Origin of the sequence: Micromonospora sp. DH14 (genome assembly GCF_029809455.1) — a bacterium.
Lineage (GTDB): Bacteria > Actinomycetota > Actinomycetes > Mycobacteriales > Micromonosporaceae > Micromonospora > Micromonospora parva.
Genome location: NZ_JARVKT010000058.1, coordinates 1 through 18,154, shown reverse-complemented (window position 1 = coordinate 18,154; position 18,154 = coordinate 1). Strand labels below are relative to the sequence as shown.

Below are 18,154 nucleotides of genomic sequence, written 5' to 3'. Positions count from 1 at the left end.
CCACCGCGCGTTGATCATGAAGTTGTTGTCACGACACGCCGAGGCCGTGGGCAATAACTTCATGATCAACGCAGGGTGGGGGGTGAGGGCCGGGAGGGTGGGGTACGGGAAAGGCTCGCCTCGCGGGAGCGAGACGAGCCTTTGGTTGTAGCCCCGACCGGATTCGAACCGGCGCTACCGCCTTGAGAGGGCGGCGTCCTGGGCCGCTAGACGACGGGGCCAGAACTTCTTCCGTTCACCACCCTCGCGGGCGGTGCGGCAGTAGTCTAGCGGCACCGTCCGAGGGTTCGAGCGCGGGGTCCGGGCCCCGCCCCGGGTCGGCGAAACAGCCGCCCCCGGACAACGAAACAGCCCGCCTCACCAGGTGAGACGGGCTGTGCACGATGTAGCCCCGACCGGATTCGAACCGGCGCTACCGCCTTGAGAGGGCGGCGTCCTGGGCCGCTAGACGACGGGGCCAGAACAACTTTCGCTCCCCCACCTCAGGGGTGGAGGAGCTGCACTCTACCGAAGACCACCCTCCGCCCCCGAAGGGGCGGAGTCGAACTCCGTCAGAATCCAGCGTCTGGAAATTCTCGCGAATTCCAGCAGCGCTGGGGTACCAGGACTCGAACCTAGACTAACTGAACCAGAATCAGTCGGGCTGCCAATTACCCCATACCCCATTGGCCCCTTGCGGCGCCGGGAGTGAACTTTACCCTCCCGGTGCCGACAGGCCAAATCCGATCCCCCCGAACCACCCGTGAGCTGCGGAAACAGGGGCATCAGACGGATCAGGCGACGGGAACCACTGGGTTGGTGAGCTCGCCGATGCCCTCGATCCGCACGGTGACCGTATCCCCCTCGACAAGCGGGCTAACCCCGGCCGGAGTGCCGGTGAGAACCACGTCGCCGGGCAGCAGAGTCATCACGTGCGAGATGTACGACACCAGGCCGGGAACGTCGAAGACCATGTCCTTCGTCCGGCCGAGCTGGCGTACCTCCATCTCCTCCGGGTTGCGACCCACCTCACACCGGATCTCCAGATCGGAGACGTCCAGCCCGGTGGTGATCCACGGGCCGATCGGGCAGAACGAGTCGAAGCCCTTGGCCCGGGTCCACTGCCCGTCGGAGCGCTGAAGGTCCCGAGCGGTGACGTCGTTGGCGCAGGTGTAGCCGAAGATGGCGCGTTCGGCGGCGGCCCGGTCGGCGCGGCGCGCCCCGGGGGCCCCGATCACGACCGCGAGCTCCGCCTCGTGCTCGACCTGCTTGGAGAAGATCGGCAGTCGGATGGCGTCCCGGGGGCCGATCACCGAGGTAGACGGCTTGAGGAAGAGCAGTGGCTCCTTGGGCACGTCGTTGCCGAGCTCGGCGGCGTGGTCGGCGTAGTTACGACCGACGCACACCACCTTGCTGGGCAGGATCGGCGAAAGCAGCCGAACGTCGGAAAGGGCCCAACGGGCCCCACTGAAGGTCAGATTGCCGAACGGGTGCCCCTCGATCTCGGCGATGGTCAGGCCCTGCGGCCCGGCCTCCGCTTCGCCTTCGACGGCACCGAACGACATTCCCTTGGCATGGGCGAAACGAGCGATACGCACCGGGCCAATCTAGCCCCGCCGGCACCCCGATCGGCCAGGACCGGCGCTCGGGTGTGCTCAACCCGTCACCGCGCGGCACCCTATCGGAGCTGGGGGTGAGCGGGGCGGGCTTCCCGAATTCGTACCCGCATGGAAGCGACTCGCCCCTACCGTCGGCTCCGGAGGTTCGTTCGTATGCCTGCATCGACACGACACCACAGAGCCCTCGCAGTGTTCGTGCACTGCCTCGGCATCCTCGCCGCCGTGCCGGCCCTGCCGACGGCGGCTCCGGAGGCGGCGGCCGCGCCACGACCACCGGCGGCCACGCCACAACCGACGGCCAGCGCGCCACGACCACCGGCGGCCACGCCACGACCACCGGTCGGCGCGCCACGTCCCACGGACGTCCCGCCATCGCCACCGGCGACGGTCGGCCCAGCGGCCACCCGACCGCCGGTGGCGATGGCGGCCCGGGTGACCGAGCCCACGCCGCCCTCGGCACCACCGGCGATGGCACCACCCACCCGGGCGCCGGCGTCCGCGCCCCCGCAACCGGTCACGGTGACGGTCGCGACGGAGAGCAGCCCGGCACCGAGGTACCGGATCCAGGTGCGCAACGTGAGCGGCTCGACGCTGGACACCACGGTGCGTCAGGAGTTGCCGCCCGGCTCGACGACGACCGCGATCAGTGGTGGCGGCCGGTCCACCCCGGCCAGCGGGTCGGCCACCGAGGTGACGTGGCGGCTGCGGCTGCCCGCGCACAGCACCACCACGTTGGGCACCGCGCTCGCCGCGACCGCACCGGGTCAGCCGCTGACCGCGCCGACCTGCGCGTTCACCAGTGACGGCAGCCGACCGTACGACTGCGCCACTGCCACCTGGCAGGCGGCGGCACCGGCGGCCGAGGTGACCGAGGCACCGGCCTGGCGCCGCTACCCGGTGCTCCTCGCCGGCCTGGCGGTTCTGCTGCTGATCAGCGCCGCGGTGTTCTGGGTGTGGCGACGGCGGCGGCGCGGGCGGCGGGTGACGGCTGCCGCGCTCGCCACCGGCGGCGGAGCCGAGGATGGTCGCGGGACGATCTACCCGCGACCGGCAGCCCCGAGTCCGGTGCGGCGTCGGCGTACCCCGCCGGTCTGGATGTTGGTGGGCGCAGCCGTCGTGGTGCTGGCCGGCGTCGTCGGCACCGCGGGTTGGACGGCGACCCGGCAGGTCGCGGCGATCGACACCCAGAAGCAGCCGACCAGCGGCGCGTGGATGGGCACCGGGGTCACCGGGTCGCTGGGTGTGCCGCTGCGCGAGTCGGCGTTCGAGTTCACCGTGTACCGGATGACCTGCGGCGCTCCCGGCACCGCCGGGAAGACCGACGGTGGCCCTGCCGCGCCCGTCAACGGCCGACGCTGCGAGGCGACAGTGGGTGTGCGTAACGTCACCGCCGACCACCAGCTGTGGCACAGCGAGCTGCAACGGGCGTACCTGCCGGGCGGGCGTTGGGTGAGCACCGACGAGTCGGCCACCCGGATGGCGAACCTGGGTCGGGACGTCTTCGCCAACCCGATGGCGGCGGGTACCCGGATGGTGCTGCCGCTGGTCTTCACCGTCGACGGGCGGGACCCGCCGGAGCAGCTGGAGCTGCGCAGCGGGGTGTTCTCCGCCGGGGTCCGGGTGCACATGCCCTGACCGGTGTTCCGGGCGGCGGTCGTACCCTGGGTGCGTGACCGCCGCCCTCGCCCGCACCGTGCTCGACGCGGCGCAGTGGCAGGCCCGCCGGCGGGCCCACGAGCAGCGGGTGGACGTCTGGCTGACCCCGCACCTGACCCGGCGACGGCGCGGTGAGCGGCATCCGGTGGCCGACTTCCTGTTCACCTACTACTCGCACCGCCCTGCCCAGCTGCGGCGCTGGCATCCGGGGCCCGGGGTCGAGCTGCGCGACGCCGACCCGGCGGAGTTCGGCCGCGACTACCACGCCGGCACCGCCGGGGTCACCCTCGACACCGACGGGGTACGCGCGCGGCGCGGCGAGTCGATCGCCTGGATCCGTTCCCTGTTGACGGCGACGCGTGGGCGGGCGCCGCACTTCGGCTGCTTCGGGATGCACGAGTGGGCGATGGTCTACCGGCAGACCCGGGAGGAGTTGCGGCACAACGCCTGGCCGCTGCGGCTGAGCACGGAGCGCACCGCCGCGGTCGTCGAGGAGCGCGGGGTGCGGTGCAGCCACTTCGACGCGTTCCGGTTCTTCACCGCGCCGGCCCGCCCGTTGAATGTGCTCTCCCCGACCCGGGAGACGCAGCACGCGCACGAGCAGCCGGGCTGCCTGCACGCCAACATGGATCTGTACAAGTGGGCGTACAAGTTGTCGCCGTTGGTGCCTTCGGAGTTGGTGGCCGACGCGTTCGACCTGGCTCGGGACATCCGCACGCTGGACATGCGGGCCAGCCCGTACGACCTCACCGCACTGGGCTATCCGCCGGTTCGGATCGAGACCGGCGAGGGCCGGCACGAATATGTGCGGGCTCAACGGTCGTTCGCGGAGCGTGCGATTGTGCTGCGTACGCGACTCGTGGCCGAGTGCGACCGGCTGGTTTCCATTTCCTGATCGGCGCGTCCGCGATTCTGTTAGCGTCACCGGCACCGTCATCATCGGCTCGATGACCGCGTACGCCATCGACCGGTTCGCTTTCCGACTCCGGCGCCTGGTCGTCGCGGCCTTCCTACTCGCCAGCCTGGTGCCAGACATCATCTCGATCTACATCTTCCTCCAGTTCATCCGGGGCATTCCGGTATCCCACCCGACCGGATACCGCGACATCACTGAACGCGTGTCGATCGAGTAGCGACGGATCACCGCAGCACCTAGGAGGGGTAGCACATGCGCTACGGCGGGTGTATGCGTGAGGTGGGCTGCGGGAGATGCGGCAGAACGCCAGCGACCTGGTACGTCGGGCACAGAGCGGTGAACGCGTGACGATCACCGTCGGTGGACGACCGGCAGCCGTGCTCGGTCCGGTCAGTCCTCGAACCTGGCGCGAGTGGGACGACCTCGCCGGCGTGTTCGACCAACCAACTGACGTGGAATGGGCGAGTGCCAGGGACCTGCTCGACGACGCCGTCACCGATCCCTGGGCCGAGCGGTGAGTCGCGGCCCCCTCAACACCAGCATCCTTATCGCCACTGATGTCACCCCGATCCCCGGTGAGCTGGCCATCAGCGTAGCCAGCCTTGCCGAACTTTCAGTTCGGTGTCCTGGTCGCGAAGACCGCCGAGGCGAGGGCGCTCCGCCTGGCGCGGTTGAGCGCCATTCAACGTCGATTTGATCCGCTTCCCATCGACGAAGCGACCGCCGACAGTTACACACGATTGGCCGCACGCGTCGTCGAGGCCGGCCGCCAGCCGCGGGCCAGGGTGATGGACCTGCTCATCGCGGCAACCGCACACGCCCATGACGCCGCCGTGTACACCCGCAACGCCGAAGACCTCGCAGGCCTCGAAGACCTCATCACGGTCCACACGGTGTGACGCTGAGCGTCGCAAGCCTCCCGGCCTGGTGTCGGGTCCCGGGCGAGTCGGGCCGGGGGAGTTGCCGGGTTGGCGGAGCCGTCAGGCCCGGCGGTCGACGGCCCGGGCAACCGGGAGCGTCGGCGACGGTCGCCCCTCCCTGAGCAACATTGGTGCCGTGTACGCCCGGCTCGGAGACGGGGAACAGGCGCTGGCGTACCGCACCCGGGCTCTGCCCATTCGGCGGGAGGTGGGCGATCGCGCAGGTGAAGCGGTCACCCGGTACGCGCTGAAGAAGCTCCCCCAGGCTGGCTTTCCGTGCATGTCAGCCGGTCTTGCCGCCAGTGAGGGCGATGTCCAGGTGCGCGAGGAGCGTGTCGAGTGTGGCCAGCTGTTGTGGTTCGAGCTGGCCGAAGCGCTGGCGGAGTACGTGCGTGCCCGCTTCTTCCGCAGCCCCTAGTGCCGTGCGGCCGGCATCAGTGATGGAGACGGTCTTGCGGCGGCGGTCCGCGGGGTCACCGGTTCGGGCGACCATGCCGAGGCGCTCCAGGCCCTCCACGATCTGGGTGACGGAGCGCGGCGCCTGGCCGAGGGAGGCGGCCAGCTGCGCTTGGTGGAGCGCGCCGCAGCTTGCCAGTGCCTGAAGGACCTTGGTGCGGGACAGGGACAGGCCGGCGATCGCCAGCATGCGCTGGTCGACCTGTTCGCGCAGGGTGTACGCGAGGGCGAGGAAGGACAGTCCCACCTGCTCCGGGGCGCTGCCCGCCGTTGTTGATTCGTGCTGCTCCATTGTTCGGGTATCCTCGCACAACAGGATCGTGAGGTACCTCATGAAAGGGGTTGTGAGATGGATCGTCCCGTTGCCGTGATCACCGGAGCCACCTCCGGACTGGGCCGCATCGCCGCCTTCGAGCTGGCCCGCCAGGGCTACCGCATCGGCACCGTGGCCCGCTCCCGCAGCAAGGCGCAAGCCCTCGTCACCGACCTGAAGGCGGTGACCGACGAGCCCGTCGATGTCTTCTACGCCGACCTGGGCTTGCTCTCCGACGCCCGCCGCGCGGGCGAGGAGATCGCCACGCGCTATCAGCGCCTGGACGTCCTGGTCAACAACGCCGGCCTCCATGCCTTCGCGCAGCGCATCACCACCGAGGGCCTCGCGGACATGACGGCGGTGAACTACCTCGGCCCGTTCGTCCTGACCGAGGCGCTGACGTCGAAGCTCGGCGCCTCAGCGCCAGCCCGGATCGTCAACGTCGCCTCCGAAGCGGCCCGGCAGGCCAAAACGATCGACCCGGCCGAGGACCTGCGGCGCACCGAGTCCTATACCCGCCGGGAATCGATGCCCTTGTACGGGCGCACCAAGCTGATGACGATCATGTGGACGCAGGAGCTGGCCCGTCGCCTGGATGCGGTCAAGGTCACTGTGAACTGCTGCGACCCTGGCTTCAACGCCACCGGCCTGGGCCGGGACCTGCCCGGCTCCGCCGTCCTGCAGCGGGTGCTGAACACGCTGAAGATCGGGGATCCCCGCAGGGGTGCCGGCATCATCGTGCGGCTCGCCACCGACCCGGCGCTCGCGGGCACCACCGGCGGCTACTTCTCCGCCCGCGACGCCCGTCCCCTGCTGTGCCCCGAGCCCGGCCGGGACCCGCGTGTGCAGCGGGAGCTGTGGGACGCGACCGTGGCGCTTCTCGCCGCCCACCCGGCCGGCTGAGACCCGGAAGCCCGCCTCAAGGAGGACACCACCCGGTACCGGGGTACCGCCCCGGGCGCGGATTCGTCCTCCAGTAGCTCTTTTCGGCCGCACCCGACTCCTACCTTCATGGGCGGAGCCTGTCGGGCTCATCCTCACACATCCGTTTTCTCGTGGTGGGAGTAATTTCCGTGGCGACCTTTCTCTACCGGATCGGCCGGCTTGCCTTCCGGCGGCGTCGGCTGGTGCTGCTCGCGTGGATCGCGGTGCTCGTCGCCGCGGTCATCGGCGTCAGCAGCGTGTCGGGCAGTACGACGGACGACTTCACGCTTCCCGGTACCCAGTCGCAGCAGGCCATCGACCTGCTGGAGAAGGAGTTCCCGCAGGCCTCGGCCGCCGGTGCCACGGCCCGTGTGGTCATCGAGGCTCCGGACGGGCAGAAGCTGACGTCCGCCCCCCACAAGCAGGAAGTGGAGTCCCTGGTCGCCGACCTGCGCAAGGCGCCGCAGGTGGCGAACGTCACCGACCCTTTCACCGCCGGCCTGGTCAGCTCCTCGGGCAGCATCGCCTACGCCCAGGTGACCTACGCCGTTTCGCAGGCCGACATCACTCCCGCCGCGTCAGACGCCCTGCACCAGGCGGCGGACAACGGCGAGAAGGCAAACCTGAAGATCAGCCTCGGCGGCAACGCGGTGCTGGAGGAGGAGCAGAGCAACGCGACCGAACTGATCGGCCTGCTGGTCGCCGCTTTCGTCCTGATCATCACCTTCGGTTCGCTGGTCGCGGCCGGACTGCCCCTGGTGTCCGCGATCGTCGGCGTCGGCATCGCCCTGTGTGCCATCACCGTCGCCTCGTCGTTCGTCGATATGGCTTCCAACGCGCAGACGCTGGCGCTCATGCTGGGTCTGGCGGTGGCCATCGACTACGCCCTGTTCATCGTCTCCCGCTACCGGACAGAGCTGCGTGAAGGGCACGCTCCCGAGGAAGCAGCCGGGCGTGCCCTGGGGACCGCGGGCTCGGCGGTGGTCTTCGCCGGTCTGACCGTCGTCATCGCTCTGGCCGGTCTGAGCGTCATCGGCATCGCGATGCTCACCACCATGGGTTTGGCCGCAGCCTTCGCCATCACCGTCGCCGTGCTGGTCGCGCTCACCCTCCTGCCGGCCACGCTGGGCTTCACCGGTACCCGAGTGGCCAACGGCCGCCTCACCACGCGCCGCGTGCGGGCCGAGCAGCACGGCCGGCGCGTCACGATGGGCGTTCGCTGGGGTCGCTTCGTCACCCGCCATCCCTGGAAGATGCTGCTGGCCTCGGTTGTCGGCCTGGGTGTGCTGGCCATCCCGGCGCTGTCGCTGCGGCTGACCCTGCCCGACGACAGCATGGCCGCTCCTGGCAGCACTCAGCGCGTGGCCTACGACACACTCAGCAAGGGTTTCGGACCGGGCTTCAGCGGCCCGCTGACCATCGTCGTCGACGCTCGCGACAGCGACGACGCGAAGGCCGCGGCGACGGACACCGCCGCCCTGCTGGAGGGCCTCGACGACGTCGCCACCGTACGGCCCCCGGTCTTCAACGAAGCCGGTGACGTCGCACTGATCACCGCGGTGCCGAGCAGCCCGCCCACCAGCCAGGAGACCGTCGACCTGGTCGCCGAAATCCGCGACCGTAGCGGCACGGTGGAGAAGGACAGCGGTGCGCAGGTGATGGTGACCGGCGCGACCGCGCTCAACATCGACGTCTCCGCCAAGCTCGGCGAGGCGATGGTGCCCTACCTGGCCATCGTCGTCGGTCTCGCGCTGATCCTGCTGCTTCTCGTGTTCCGCTCGGTCCTGATCCCGATCAAGGCCGCCGCCGGCTTCCTGCTCAGCGTCGTCGCCACCCTCGGCGTGCTAGTCGCCGTGTTCCAGTGGGGTTGGCTCAAGGACGTCTTCGGCGTCGACGAGACCGCACCCATCGTCAGCCTGCTGCCCATCCTGCTGATCGGCGTAGTCTTCGGCCTGGCCATGGACTACGAGGTGTTCCTCGTCTCCGGGATGCGCGAGGCGTACGTCCACGGCGCCGGCCCCACCGAAGCGATTGTCACCGGGTTCCGCCACAGCGCCCGCGTGGTCACGGCCGCCGCCGTCATCATGATCTCGGTGTTCGCCGGGTTCCTCCTCGACGACATCGCCCTGGTGAAATCCATCGGCATGGGCCTTGCCACCGCGGTCCTCTTCGACGCCTTCGTCATCCGCATGACCCTCGTTCCCGCGGTGATGACCCTGCTCGGCGCCCGGGCCTGGGCACTTCCCCGCTGGCTCGACCGCCGCCTGCCCAACGTCGACGTGGAAGGTGAGAAGCTCCGCCGGGTACTGGCCGAACGCGAACGCCAGACCCGCGTCCCCGGGCAGAACGACCAGGAGCCGACGGTGCCCGCGCTCCTCGGGTAGGCCCAGCCCCGGCACACCCCGACCCCGTCTGCCGGCCCTCATCCCGAGGGGCGGCGGGCGGTCTGCCCGGACAGCGAAAAGGTCCCCACCTGCCATGAGCGAGTCGACCACCCGAGAACCCGTACGCGGCACCTCGCCCCATGCTCCCCGGCTTCCGCAGTCACTGACCCGCGACCCCGACCACCGCGTCACGGTGTCGATCATCAGCGGGCTGGCCGCCTGGCGGACTGTCGACCGCGACCACCCCCGGCTGCGGCTGTGGGCCGTGCCCGTCTTCTGCGCCGTCCTCGCAGTGCCCTCCCTGCTCAACCCGGCCAACCGCGCCCACCTGCCCAGCGAGATCGTTCTCACCCTCGCCTACACGGTTCCGCTGCTGTGGCGGGAACGACGGCCCGGCCTGGTGTTCGCGATCACCACAGCCGCCTCCGTCCTCGCGCTGCCGCTGAACGTCCTCACCGGCGCCGACGGGGCCCGGATCGTCGCGCTCTACAACGTCGGCCGCTACGGTAGCCACCGCCAGTTGGTCCTCGCCTGCGCTGTCACCGCCGCCCAGCTCGTTCTCTGGATCGCGGCGTTCTGGGGAAGCGGCCAACTGCAACACGCCAAGCGCCCAGAAATCGTCACGCTGCTGGCCATGCTCGCCGTGACCGCCTGCGCCGGACTGGCCCTCACCGGACGCCTGGCGAAGGCCTACATCGTGGCTCTGGAGACCGAGCGGGACCAGCAGACCCGCCTGGCCGCAGCCTCGGAACGCACCCGCGTTTCCCACGAGATGCACGACATCCTCGGCCACACCCTCGCCGTGATCATCGGGCTGGCCGACGGAGCTGCCGCCCTGGCCAGGTCCCGCTCGGAGCAATCCGCCGGCGCCCTCGACCTCATCGGCGACAGCAGCCGCGAGGCCCTCGCGGAACTACGCCGCCTGCTCATCGTGGTCGACAACCCCGCGACACAGCGGGACACCACCCCGCTCGCACCGCAGCCGACCCTTCAGGACCTACCCGCGCTGCTCCACCGCGTCCGCGCTGCCGGCCCCACCGCCGACCTGCACACCAACGGGGACCTGATACCGCTCAGCCCCGGCCTTCAGCTCACCGTCTACCGCATCGTGCAGGAAGCCCTCACCAACGCCCTCAAACATGCCGCAGCCGACACCACCGTGTCTGTCGACCTATACAGAGATGAGGAATCGGTGCACATCACGGTGGAGGACACAGGCCCGACCCGTGTGGCGGACAGCGAACGGCACGGCAGGCACAGCGGGCAAGGATTGGTCGGCATGCGCCACCGCGCCGCCCTCTACCAGGGGCGCATCAGCGCAGGCCCGACCCTCGCTGGCGGTTGGCGCGTCCACACCGTCCTGAGCACATCCCGCACCCTGCCCAGCGCCGTCACGGAGAAGCGCCGCAGATGACCACTGTCCTCATCGTCGACGACCAGACCTTGCAACGACTGGGCTTTCGCATGCTCCTCGAAGCACAGCCGGATATCTCAGTCGTCGGCGAAGCTTCCCAGGGCCAGGAGGCCGTCCGCCTGACCGCGGAACTGCATCCCGACGTCGTCCTGATGGACGTCCGGATGCCCATCGTCAACGGCATCGAGGCCACCCGCCGCATCGTCGAGTCCGGCGGCCGCTCGCGGGTCCTGGTCCTGACCACCTTCGACCTCGACGAGTACGCCTACGAGGCCCTGCGGGCCGGCGCGGCCGGCTTCTTCCTCAAGGACGCACGCCCCGAGGAACTCGTCGTCGGCATCCGGGCCGTGGCGGCCGGCGACAGCGTCATCTCCCCGAGCCTGACACGCAGACTCATCGACGCCTTCACCACCTCGCACCCACAACGGACGTCCGGCGCTCCTGTCCTCAGCCCTGGACAGCGACGACAACTGGAAGCCCTGACCGAACGCGAACGCGAAGTTCTCGCCACCGTCGCCATGGGATGGTCCAACACCGAGATAGCCGCCCACCTCCACCTGGCCGAGTCGACGGTCAAATCACACGTCAGCCGCATCCTGGCAAAGATCGATGTCCGCGACCGCGTACAGGCGGTCATTTTCGCCTACGACGTGGGCCTGGCCCGCCCTCAGTGAACCCCCCGCGAGCAGGCAGATGGACCCCAGATGTCGCCGTCCGACGCGGCCCGTCCCTCCGGCCGGGCGCGACCGACCCCCGGACCAATCAACTCTTACTATTCGACAACTCTCCCGGAGCACCCCGCCGCCATGCACCGACACCTCGACGCCAGCACCCACGACGGGCGATTCGTCTCCAGTCCGTTCCCACCGGCTGAGGCAGCGGCGTGAGCACCCTCGCGCAGGAAGCCACCGTCGCCGCAGTGAGCATCGTCGTCTCAGTCGCCGCGCACCGCTACCTCTACCTGCGGCTTGTCAAGGTCGTAACAGCGTCCGCCCGGCTGCGCCGCGCGGGCGGGGCCGCGGCGGTCGCCCTCACAGTCCTGGTCCCCACCGGTGTCCTCGCCGCGCAGTACGCGAACCCCACACGCATCGCATGGCTGGCCTGGCCGGCCTTCGTGTGGGTCGCCCTGGCCGCCTACCTGCTGATGACGCTCGTCGCCCTGGAGATCCCCGCACACCTGACGGCGCGTGCACTGCGGCGTCGAACCGGAACCGGCCCCGTGATTCCCGCGCAGGCCCCTCGGGCGCCGGTAGTGCAGCAGAGCCGCTCCGTTGCGGCTCCGGTCATGGGCGCCCCGAATCCCCGCCCGGCTCAGGACGCACCGCGGATGATGGATCGCCGTCTCATCCTTGCCCGCTCGGTCGCGCTGCTTGCCACCGGTACCGCCGTGGCCGCCACGGGTTACGGCTTTCACCGCGGCCTGGGAGCACTCGATGTGAAAGTCGTGCCCGTCGCCCTGCGCCGACTGCACCCCTCACTCGATGGCATGCGCATCACGATGGCCAGCGACCTCCACCTCGGGCCGTTCTTCGGCCGCGCCCACACCGCACGCATGGTCCGGATGATCAACGACACGTCGCCCGACATCGTCGCCATCGTGGGCGATCTCTCCGACGGCACCGCCGGCGACTTGGCCGCTCACGCCGCGCCGCTCACTCGGCTGTCCTCGACCCACGGCACCTTCTTCGTCACGGGCAACCACGACTACCGACACGATGTCGACGCCTGGATCGCCGCACTCGCCGACTTCCGCGTCACCACCCTGCGCAACACCCGCACCCTGATCAGACATCAGGGCGGAGCCATAGACCTCGCAGGTGTCACCGACATTACCGGCGAGCAGAACCACGACGCGCCCGACTACGACAGGGCCCTCGGCGACCGCGACGCCTCCCACCCCGTCGTCCTGCTCGCCCACCAACCCGTGCAGGTACACGAAGCCGCCCGCCGCGAAGTCGATCTCCAACTGTCCGGGCACACACACGGCGGTGCCTTCTTCCCCGGCAACCTGCTCGTGCCACTGACCCAACCCCTCACAGCGGGACTGGCCACCATCGACCACACACAGCTCTACGTCTCCCACGGAGTCGGAGCATCCCTGCCACCCATCAGAGTCGGAGCACCACCCGACATCACAGTCATCGAATTGCGCAGGCAGTAGCGCACGCGTGGCGTCGGCGATCAAAACCGGCACAGGCCGGCCGTCGGGGAGGATCGGAACAGCCAGGAGCGGGAGCGGTCGGCGGGCGGTGACCTGGTTCGGGACGCGGCCGGAGGCCATAGCTCCTGCAGATCGGGGATGTGGTTGTAGGGGGTGCCGGGGCCTGCTCGGCGGCCGACATCAGCGCCGCTTGACTTCCTCGATGCTGGCCATGCCGCCCTTCGTCTGCCCGATCCCGCCAACGACTCACGTTAAGTGGCCAGAGGAACACCATCCCCCGCCGCCCGGCGCGTTCGTGCAGCAGTGGGAGTGCATCGGCGGGCAGAACCAGGCCTGAAACTTCACCGGCTGACCCCGCCACACTCAACCCGGCCCGCCGCGCCCCGAGGGTCGCCGCGCGGGCGGTGGGGGCGTTCAGCGGTTCCTAGTCGTCGTCCGCGCGGCGGTCCCGTTTGCGCTGGGACTGGCGTTTCTTATCGGCCAGCCGGCGCTCCTTGGCCCCACGGGACGGGCGGGTCGCCCGACGGGCCGGCGGTGGGGGCGCAGCGGCCTCCCGCAGCAGGGCGGTCATCCGTGCCCGGGCCGCCTCCCGGTTGGCCAGCTGGGCCCGGTGCTCGCTGGCGGCGATCGTCAGCACCCCGTCGACGAGGCGGTTGGCCAGCCGGGCCAGCGCCCGCGACCGCAGCCAGTCGGGCACGGTGGGCGAGTGGGCCAGGTCGTAGCTGAGCTCGACGCGGGAGTCAGCGGTGTTCACGCCCTGCCCGCCCGGCCCCGACGAGCGGGAGAACCGCTCCCGCAGCTCCGCGGCGGGGACGACCCACCGGTCGGTCACCCGCAGTCCGTCGTCCACGCCCCGAGGCTAACCCGGAACGGCCTGCCGGGGGTTACCGGTGCGGAGGCTCGCTCTGGGTCGGGGACTGGCTGGGCGCCGGCCCGGCGGTTTCCTCGTCGGAACCGACCGCCGCGTACGCCACCGCGCCGAAGAGCAGCAGCCCGATCACCGCCGCCTTCACGGCGACCCCACGGATCAGCGCCCAGGCGCCCCTGCGGGCGCCCGGCACCGATTTCTTGACGGTCTGGTAATCGTTCCACCCGCGTCGTGCCCGGGCGTACGCCGACCCCACTGCACATCCGATGACCAGCCCCACCAGCAGGAGGACCGTGAGAAGAGGACGCTCCACCTCCGCCAGTATCCATACCGACCGTAATATTTCCATGGTCCGATGCCGTCGGGCCGGATATCTGACAGTGGCAGCCCCCGGCAGGGGCGTTCGGGCAGCTCAGCCACCCTTGCCGATGATCGTGTCGGCGGTCTGCTGCACCTGGTCGATCGGGATGGCGAAACCGATGCCGATCGAGCCGTTCCCGTCGATGGTGGCGATGGCGGTGTTCACCCCGACCACCTCCCCACGGGCGTTGACCAGTGGCCCACCGGAGTTGCCCGGGTTGATGGACGCGTCGGTCTGCACCGCGCTGTGCCGGTTGTTGCCGAGGCGTACCTCGCGGTCCAGGGCGCTGACGATGCCCGCGGTGACCGTCCCCGCCAGCCCGAGCGGCGACCCCACCGCGAGCACCGGCTCACCGACCCGGGTCGCGCCCGGCTTGGCCAGGGGCAACGGGGTGAGACCGGCCGACGCCGGCACCTTCAGCACCGCCAGGTCGCTGCGCGGCTCCCGCCCGACCACCTCGGCGGCGAACCGACGCCCGTCGGGCAGTTCCACTGTCACCGGACCGCCACCGCCCTTGGCCAGGATGTGGTCGTTGGTGATCAGGTGCTGCTGGTCGTCCACGGCGAAGCCGGAGCCGGTCGCGGACCCGCCGCTCGCGCCGCCGGCCAGCACCGACACCACCCCCGGCACGGTCCGCGCGGCCGCCGTGACCAGTTCGGCCGGCACCGGGGCGGCGGACGCGGCCGCCGGCCCACCAGCCCCGTCCCGGCTGGCCACCACGCCACCGGCGAGAGCACCGGAGACGGCTGAGACCGCCACCACGCCCAGCACGGCGAGCAGCCGCCCGGGCCGCCGCCCGCCCGGGTCGCGCTCGGGCGCGTCCCACCACCCGCGCCCGTCCGGGTCGAGTTCCGGCGAGATGAACCAGGGACCACGCGGTTCGCCCAGTCCGGTCTGCACTGCCATGCGTACTCCTCACTGACGACGTCGGTTGTGCGCAGCGGTCAGGGCAGCCGGGAGAACCAGCGCATCGAGCCGGCGGCGGCACCCATCGCGAACACCAGTCCGAGGCCGATGAACCGGGCCGAGACGTCCTGCCGCTCGGTGCGGTAGCCGACCGAGCTGCCGATGTCGTCGTAGACGGCGCGCAGCTCGTCGGAGGTGCTGGCCTCGTGGAACATCCCGCCGGTCTCCTCGGCGACCGCCTTGAGGGTCTGCCCGTCCACCGGCACCTGGATGGGTCGGCCACCCCGGTCGACGAACCCGGACGGTGTGCCGAACGAGATCGAGTGCACCGGCACCTCCGCCGTCACCGCCTCCGCCGCCGCCTCCATCGGGTCCATCCCGGAGGTGTTGGCGCCGTCGGAGAGCAGGATGATCCGGGCCGGTGGCGGCTCCTTCGCGGCTTCGTTGTCCAGGCTCTTGACCGCGCCGAGTGAGGTGTTGATGGCCTCGCCGATCGCGGTGCCCTGTACGCCGGTGATTCCCTCGGCGAGCCGGTCGATCCCCTCTTCGAGGGCGTCCCGGTCGGTGCCCGGTGGCACCAGCACGGCGGCGCTCCCGGCGAACGCGACGAGCCCCACGTTGAACTCGTCGGGCAGGCCCTTGACGAAGCGCCGGGCGGCCTCCTTCGCCGCGGCCAGCCGGTCCGGCTCGACGTCGGTGGCGAGCATCGACGTGGAGACGTCCACCGCCACCATCACCGTGGCCCGTTCCCGGGGCACCCGGACCTCGGCGCTCGGGCGGGCGAAGCCGACCACGAGCAGCGCCAGCATGGCCAGGAAGAGCCCGGCCGGTACGTGCCGACGCCAGGCGGGCCGCTGCGGCGCCACCCGGTCCAGCAGCCGCAGGTTGGTGAAGCGGACCGCGTACCGGCTGCGTCGGCGCTGCATCACCAGGTACGCGACGACCAGGGCGAGCACGCCGAGCAGCAGCCAGAGTCGCAGCGGCGACTCCCAGATCACGCGGCACCTCCCCGCGGCTGGCCGGACGGCGCAGCGGCCAGCCGACGCTGGGCGTGCACGTGCCGGACGATGTCGGCGCTCCAGTCCCCGTCGGTGCGCAGCGGCAGGTGGGTGGCACCGCTGCGACGCACCGCCTGGTGGACCTGTTCGCGCTGGGCGGCGGCGGCTTCGGCGTACCGCTCGCGCAGCCGGCGGTCCGACGTGGACACCTCGCGGTGCCGGCCGGTCTCCGGGTCGACGAGCGTGATCAGGCCGACGTCCGGCAGTTCCAGCTCCCGGGGGTCGGTCACCTCGATCGCCAGCACCTGGTGCCGGACGGCCAGCCGGCGCATGGTCCGCTCCCAGGGCGCCGCCTCGGCGGGTTCGTCGGGCAGACCGTCGAGGAAGTCGGAGACCACCACCACCAGCCCGCGCCGGTTGGCGATCCGGTGCAGCGCGTCGAGGCCGTCGGCCAGGTCGGGCGGTCGGGCCGTGGGGCCACGCCCCGCCCGGTCGGGGGGCGCGGTGACGCGGGGGGCGGCGAGCAGCGAGCGGAGCAGCGCGAGCAGATGGGTACGACCGCTGCGGGCCGGAAACCGGCGTACCCCGTCGGCGCGCAGCACCTGGGCGCCGAGGCGGTTGCCGACGCCCGCGGTCAGGAAGCCGACCGCCGCGACCGCGGCCACCGCCAGTTCCCGTTTGTCCAGCTCGGCGGTCCCGAACTCCATACTGGCGCTGCCGTCGACGAGCAGCCAGGTGGTCAGTTCCCGGTCGGCGTCGACCTGCCGGACGTGCGGCACCGCCGTGCGGGCCGTCACCGCCCAGTCCATCCGGCGGACCTCGTCCTCGCCCGGCCGGTACTCGCGACTGCCGGCGGGCTCACTGCCCGGCCCGGGCAGCAGACCGCGGTACTGACCGTGCAGCAGGCCGTTCAGCCGGCGCGTGACGGTCAGTTCCAGCCGGCGCAGGCGCTCATCGGGGGCAAGCTCGGCCAGGCCGGGGTCGGCGGGCGCGGCGGTGGCGCGTCTCATGCCGCCGCCAGGTCCGGCGCCTGCTGCGGGTGCCCGCTGGCCAGCCGGGGCGGTGGCACCGCCTCGACGAGCCGTCGCACCACGCTCTCGGCCGACACCCCGTCGGCCACCGCGTCGAAGGAGAGCACCAGCCGGTGGGCGAGGACGTCGACGGCCAGCTCACGGATGTCCTCGGGCAGCACGTACTCCCGCCCCCGCAGCAGGGCCTGCGCCCGGGCGGCCGCGACGAGGCCCAGGGTGGCCCGCGGACTGGCCCCGTACGCCAGCAGCGGGGCGATCTCCGGCAGCCCGAACCGGCCCGGGTCGCGGGTGGCGAGGATCAGCCGCACCACGTACTCGGCCAACGCGTGGTGGACGAAGACCCGCTCGGCGTGGGCCTGCAGGTCCCGCAGCCGTTGCGCGTCGAGCACCTGGCGCGGGCTCGGCCGGTCGGTGCTCATCCGGTAGAGGATGGCCAGCTCGTCGGCGTCGCTGGGGTAGTCGACCACCACCTTCATCAGGAACCGGTCGCGCTGCGCCTCGGGGAGCTGGTAGACCCCCTCGGACTCGATCGGGTTCTGGGTGGCCAGCACCAGGAACGGCTCCGGGACCGGCCAGCTGCGCCCGCCGATCGAGACCTGCCGTTCGGCCATCGCCTCCAGCAGCGCCGACTGGACCTTGGCGGGGGCCCGGTTGATCTCGTCGGCCAGCACCAGGTTGGCCATGATCGGGCCCAGCTCGATGTCGAAGGTTTCCTTGGACGCCCGGTAGATCCGGGTGCCCACGATGTCGGAGGGCACCAGGTCCGGGGTGAACTGGATCCGGGAGAAGGTGCCGCCGACCACTGTCGCGAGGGTCTGCGCGGCCAGTGTCTTGGCCACGCCGGGCACCCCCTCCAGGAGGCAGTGTCCGTTGGCGACCAGGGCGGTGAGCAGGCGTTCGACGAGGCGATCCTGCCCCACGATCACGCGTTTGACCTCGAAGAGGGTCTGTTCCAGCTCGATGCCGGTCGGCTCCGGATCGACCGGGCTGGGCATGCTGGCCAGGGTGTCCGAGATGTCCGTCACGGTGCTTGCTTCCCGGGCACACGGCCGGCAAACGTCGGATTGTGCGGGCCGGACCGGCCCGCAGTGGCCGGAATCGGGATGAGCCGCGCGGAAGGGTGACGACCATCGCGAGTTTGTCGAGGACGGCCTCAACCGGCCCGACCGGCGGCGGAGGCACCGAAGTCGGCAGGCGACCGGCCAGGGAGCGCCGATCGGCGCGAGCGAGGCCAAAGGACGCAGAGCC

The 18,154-nt window shown here is 71.0% G+C and carries 18 protein-coding genes and 3 tRNA genes; 10 read left to right on the top strand and 11 right to left on the bottom strand.

The annotated features are described in order from the left end of the window. Positions 1-148 precede the first annotated feature (148 nt). From QCZ28_RS33900 to QCZ28_RS33885, 4 genes are all read right to left on the bottom strand, one after another. A tRNA-Glu gene (locus QCZ28_RS33900) sits at positions 149-221 on the bottom strand. A 165-nt stretch (positions 222-386) separates the two neighbouring features. Beyond that, positions 387-459: transfer RNA gene (locus tag QCZ28_RS33895), tRNA-Glu, on the bottom strand. A gap of 134 nt (positions 460-593) precedes the next feature. Further along, positions 594-665: transfer RNA gene (locus tag QCZ28_RS33890), tRNA-Gln, on the bottom strand. Between the two features lie 108 nt (positions 666-773). Next, positions 774-1,577, bottom strand: coding sequence for a fumarylacetoacetate hydrolase family protein (locus QCZ28_RS33885; protein WP_279520440.1), 804 nt, complete (start codon positions 1,575-1,577; stop codon positions 774-776). A 174-nt stretch (positions 1,578-1,751) separates the two neighbouring features. Here QCZ28_RS33885 and QCZ28_RS33880 point away from each other — a divergent pair, with 174 nt between their 5' ends. From QCZ28_RS33880 to QCZ28_RS33860, 5 genes are all read left to right on the top strand, one after another. Next, complete coding sequence (locus QCZ28_RS33880; protein ID WP_279520439.1) at positions 1,752-3,233, top strand: hypothetical protein; 1,482 nt, start codon at positions 1,752-1,754, stop codon at positions 3,231-3,233. A 34-nt stretch (positions 3,234-3,267) separates the two neighbouring features. Further along, the gene (locus QCZ28_RS33875; RefSeq protein WP_279520438.1) at positions 3,268-4,149 is read left to right on the top strand and encodes a 3-methyladenine DNA glycosylase; all 882 of its coding nucleotides are present in this window, start codon (positions 3,268-3,270) and stop codon (positions 4,147-4,149) included. A gap of 52 nt (positions 4,150-4,201) precedes the next feature. After that, complete coding sequence (locus QCZ28_RS33870) at positions 4,202-4,387, top strand: hypothetical protein (protein WP_279520437.1); 186 nt, start codon at positions 4,202-4,204, stop codon at positions 4,385-4,387. 76 nt (positions 4,388-4,463) lie between these two features. Beyond that, positions 4,464-4,688 (top strand): type II toxin-antitoxin system prevent-host-death family antitoxin, encoded by a 225-nt coding sequence (locus tag QCZ28_RS33865; protein WP_279520436.1) that lies wholly within the window; start codon positions 4,464-4,466, stop codon positions 4,686-4,688. A gap of 84 nt (positions 4,689-4,772) precedes the next feature. After that, positions 4,773-5,069 carry a PIN domain-containing protein gene (locus QCZ28_RS33860; RefSeq protein ID WP_279520435.1) on the top strand — a complete coding sequence of 99 codons (297 nt, stop codon included), beginning with the start codon at positions 4,773-4,775 and terminating at the stop codon, positions 5,067-5,069. A 304-nt stretch (positions 5,070-5,373) separates the two neighbouring features. Here the strand turns inward: QCZ28_RS33860 and QCZ28_RS33855 are convergent, their stop codons facing one another. Further along, positions 5,374-5,838: a MarR family winged helix-turn-helix transcriptional regulator gene (locus tag QCZ28_RS33855; protein ID WP_279520434.1), complete on the bottom strand. Its 465-nt coding sequence runs from the start codon at positions 5,836-5,838 to the stop codon at positions 5,374-5,376. A 57-nt stretch (positions 5,839-5,895) separates the two neighbouring features. Here QCZ28_RS33855 and QCZ28_RS33850 point away from each other — a divergent pair, with 57 nt between their 5' ends. The 5 genes from QCZ28_RS33850 to QCZ28_RS33830 all read left to right on the top strand — a co-directional run bounded on the left by QCZ28_RS33850 (position 5,896) and on the right by QCZ28_RS33830 (position 12,742). Next, positions 5,896-6,762, top strand: a complete 867-nt coding sequence (locus QCZ28_RS33850; protein WP_279520433.1) for an SDR family NAD(P)-dependent oxidoreductase — start codon at positions 5,896-5,898, stop codon at positions 6,760-6,762. A gap of 170 nt (positions 6,763-6,932) precedes the next feature. Continuing rightward, positions 6,933-9,167, top strand: a complete 2,235-nt coding sequence (locus QCZ28_RS33845) for an MMPL family transporter (protein ID WP_279520432.1) — start codon at positions 6,933-6,935, stop codon at positions 9,165-9,167. 94 nt (positions 9,168-9,261) lie between these two features. After that, on the top strand, positions 9,262-10,581 hold the full coding sequence (locus QCZ28_RS33840; RefSeq protein ID WP_279520431.1) for a histidine kinase: 1,320 nt from the start codon (positions 9,262-9,264) through the stop codon (positions 10,579-10,581). Next, entirely contained in the window at positions 10,578-11,255 is a 678-nt protein-coding gene (locus QCZ28_RS33835) for a response regulator transcription factor (RefSeq protein ID WP_279520430.1), read from the top strand. The genes QCZ28_RS33840 and QCZ28_RS33835 overlap by 4 nt, the downstream gene beginning before the upstream one ends. Before the next feature lie 209 nt (positions 11,256-11,464). Next, on the top strand, positions 11,465-12,742 hold the full coding sequence (locus QCZ28_RS33830) for a metallophosphoesterase (RefSeq protein ID WP_279520429.1): 1,278 nt from the start codon (positions 11,465-11,467) through the stop codon (positions 12,740-12,742). A gap of 424 nt (positions 12,743-13,166) precedes the next feature. Here the strand turns inward: QCZ28_RS33830 and arfB are convergent, their stop codons facing one another. From arfB to QCZ28_RS33800, 6 genes are all read right to left on the bottom strand, one after another. Beyond that, positions 13,167-13,592, bottom strand: a complete 426-nt coding sequence (gene arfB, locus QCZ28_RS33825; RefSeq protein ID WP_279520428.1) for an alternative ribosome rescue aminoacyl-tRNA hydrolase ArfB — start codon at positions 13,590-13,592, stop codon at positions 13,167-13,169. A gap of 34 nt (positions 13,593-13,626) precedes the next feature. Next, positions 13,627-13,923 (bottom strand): hypothetical protein, encoded by a 297-nt coding sequence (locus QCZ28_RS33820; protein WP_279520427.1) that lies wholly within the window; start codon positions 13,921-13,923, stop codon positions 13,627-13,629. A gap of 99 nt (positions 13,924-14,022) precedes the next feature. After that, positions 14,023-14,877 (bottom strand): trypsin-like peptidase domain-containing protein, encoded by an 855-nt coding sequence (locus tag QCZ28_RS33815; protein ID WP_279520426.1) that lies wholly within the window; start codon positions 14,875-14,877, stop codon positions 14,023-14,025. Between the two features lie 38 nt (positions 14,878-14,915). Continuing rightward, a complete protein-coding gene (locus tag QCZ28_RS33810) occupies positions 14,916-15,875 on the bottom strand; it encodes a VWA domain-containing protein (protein ID WP_279520425.1) in 960 nt (319 codons plus the stop codon). Then, the gene (locus QCZ28_RS33805) at positions 15,872-16,885 is read right to left on the bottom strand and encodes a DUF58 domain-containing protein (protein WP_279520424.1); all 1,014 of its coding nucleotides are present in this window, start codon (positions 16,883-16,885) and stop codon (positions 15,872-15,874) included. The genes QCZ28_RS33810 and QCZ28_RS33805 overlap by 4 nt, the downstream gene beginning before the upstream one ends. Continuing rightward, complete coding sequence (locus tag QCZ28_RS33800) at positions 16,882-17,931, bottom strand: MoxR family ATPase (RefSeq protein ID WP_030335357.1); 1,050 nt, start codon at positions 17,929-17,931, stop codon at positions 16,882-16,884. Before QCZ28_RS33800 ends, QCZ28_RS33805 begins: the two co-directional genes overlap by 4 nt. Positions 17,932-18,154 lie beyond the last annotated feature (223 nt).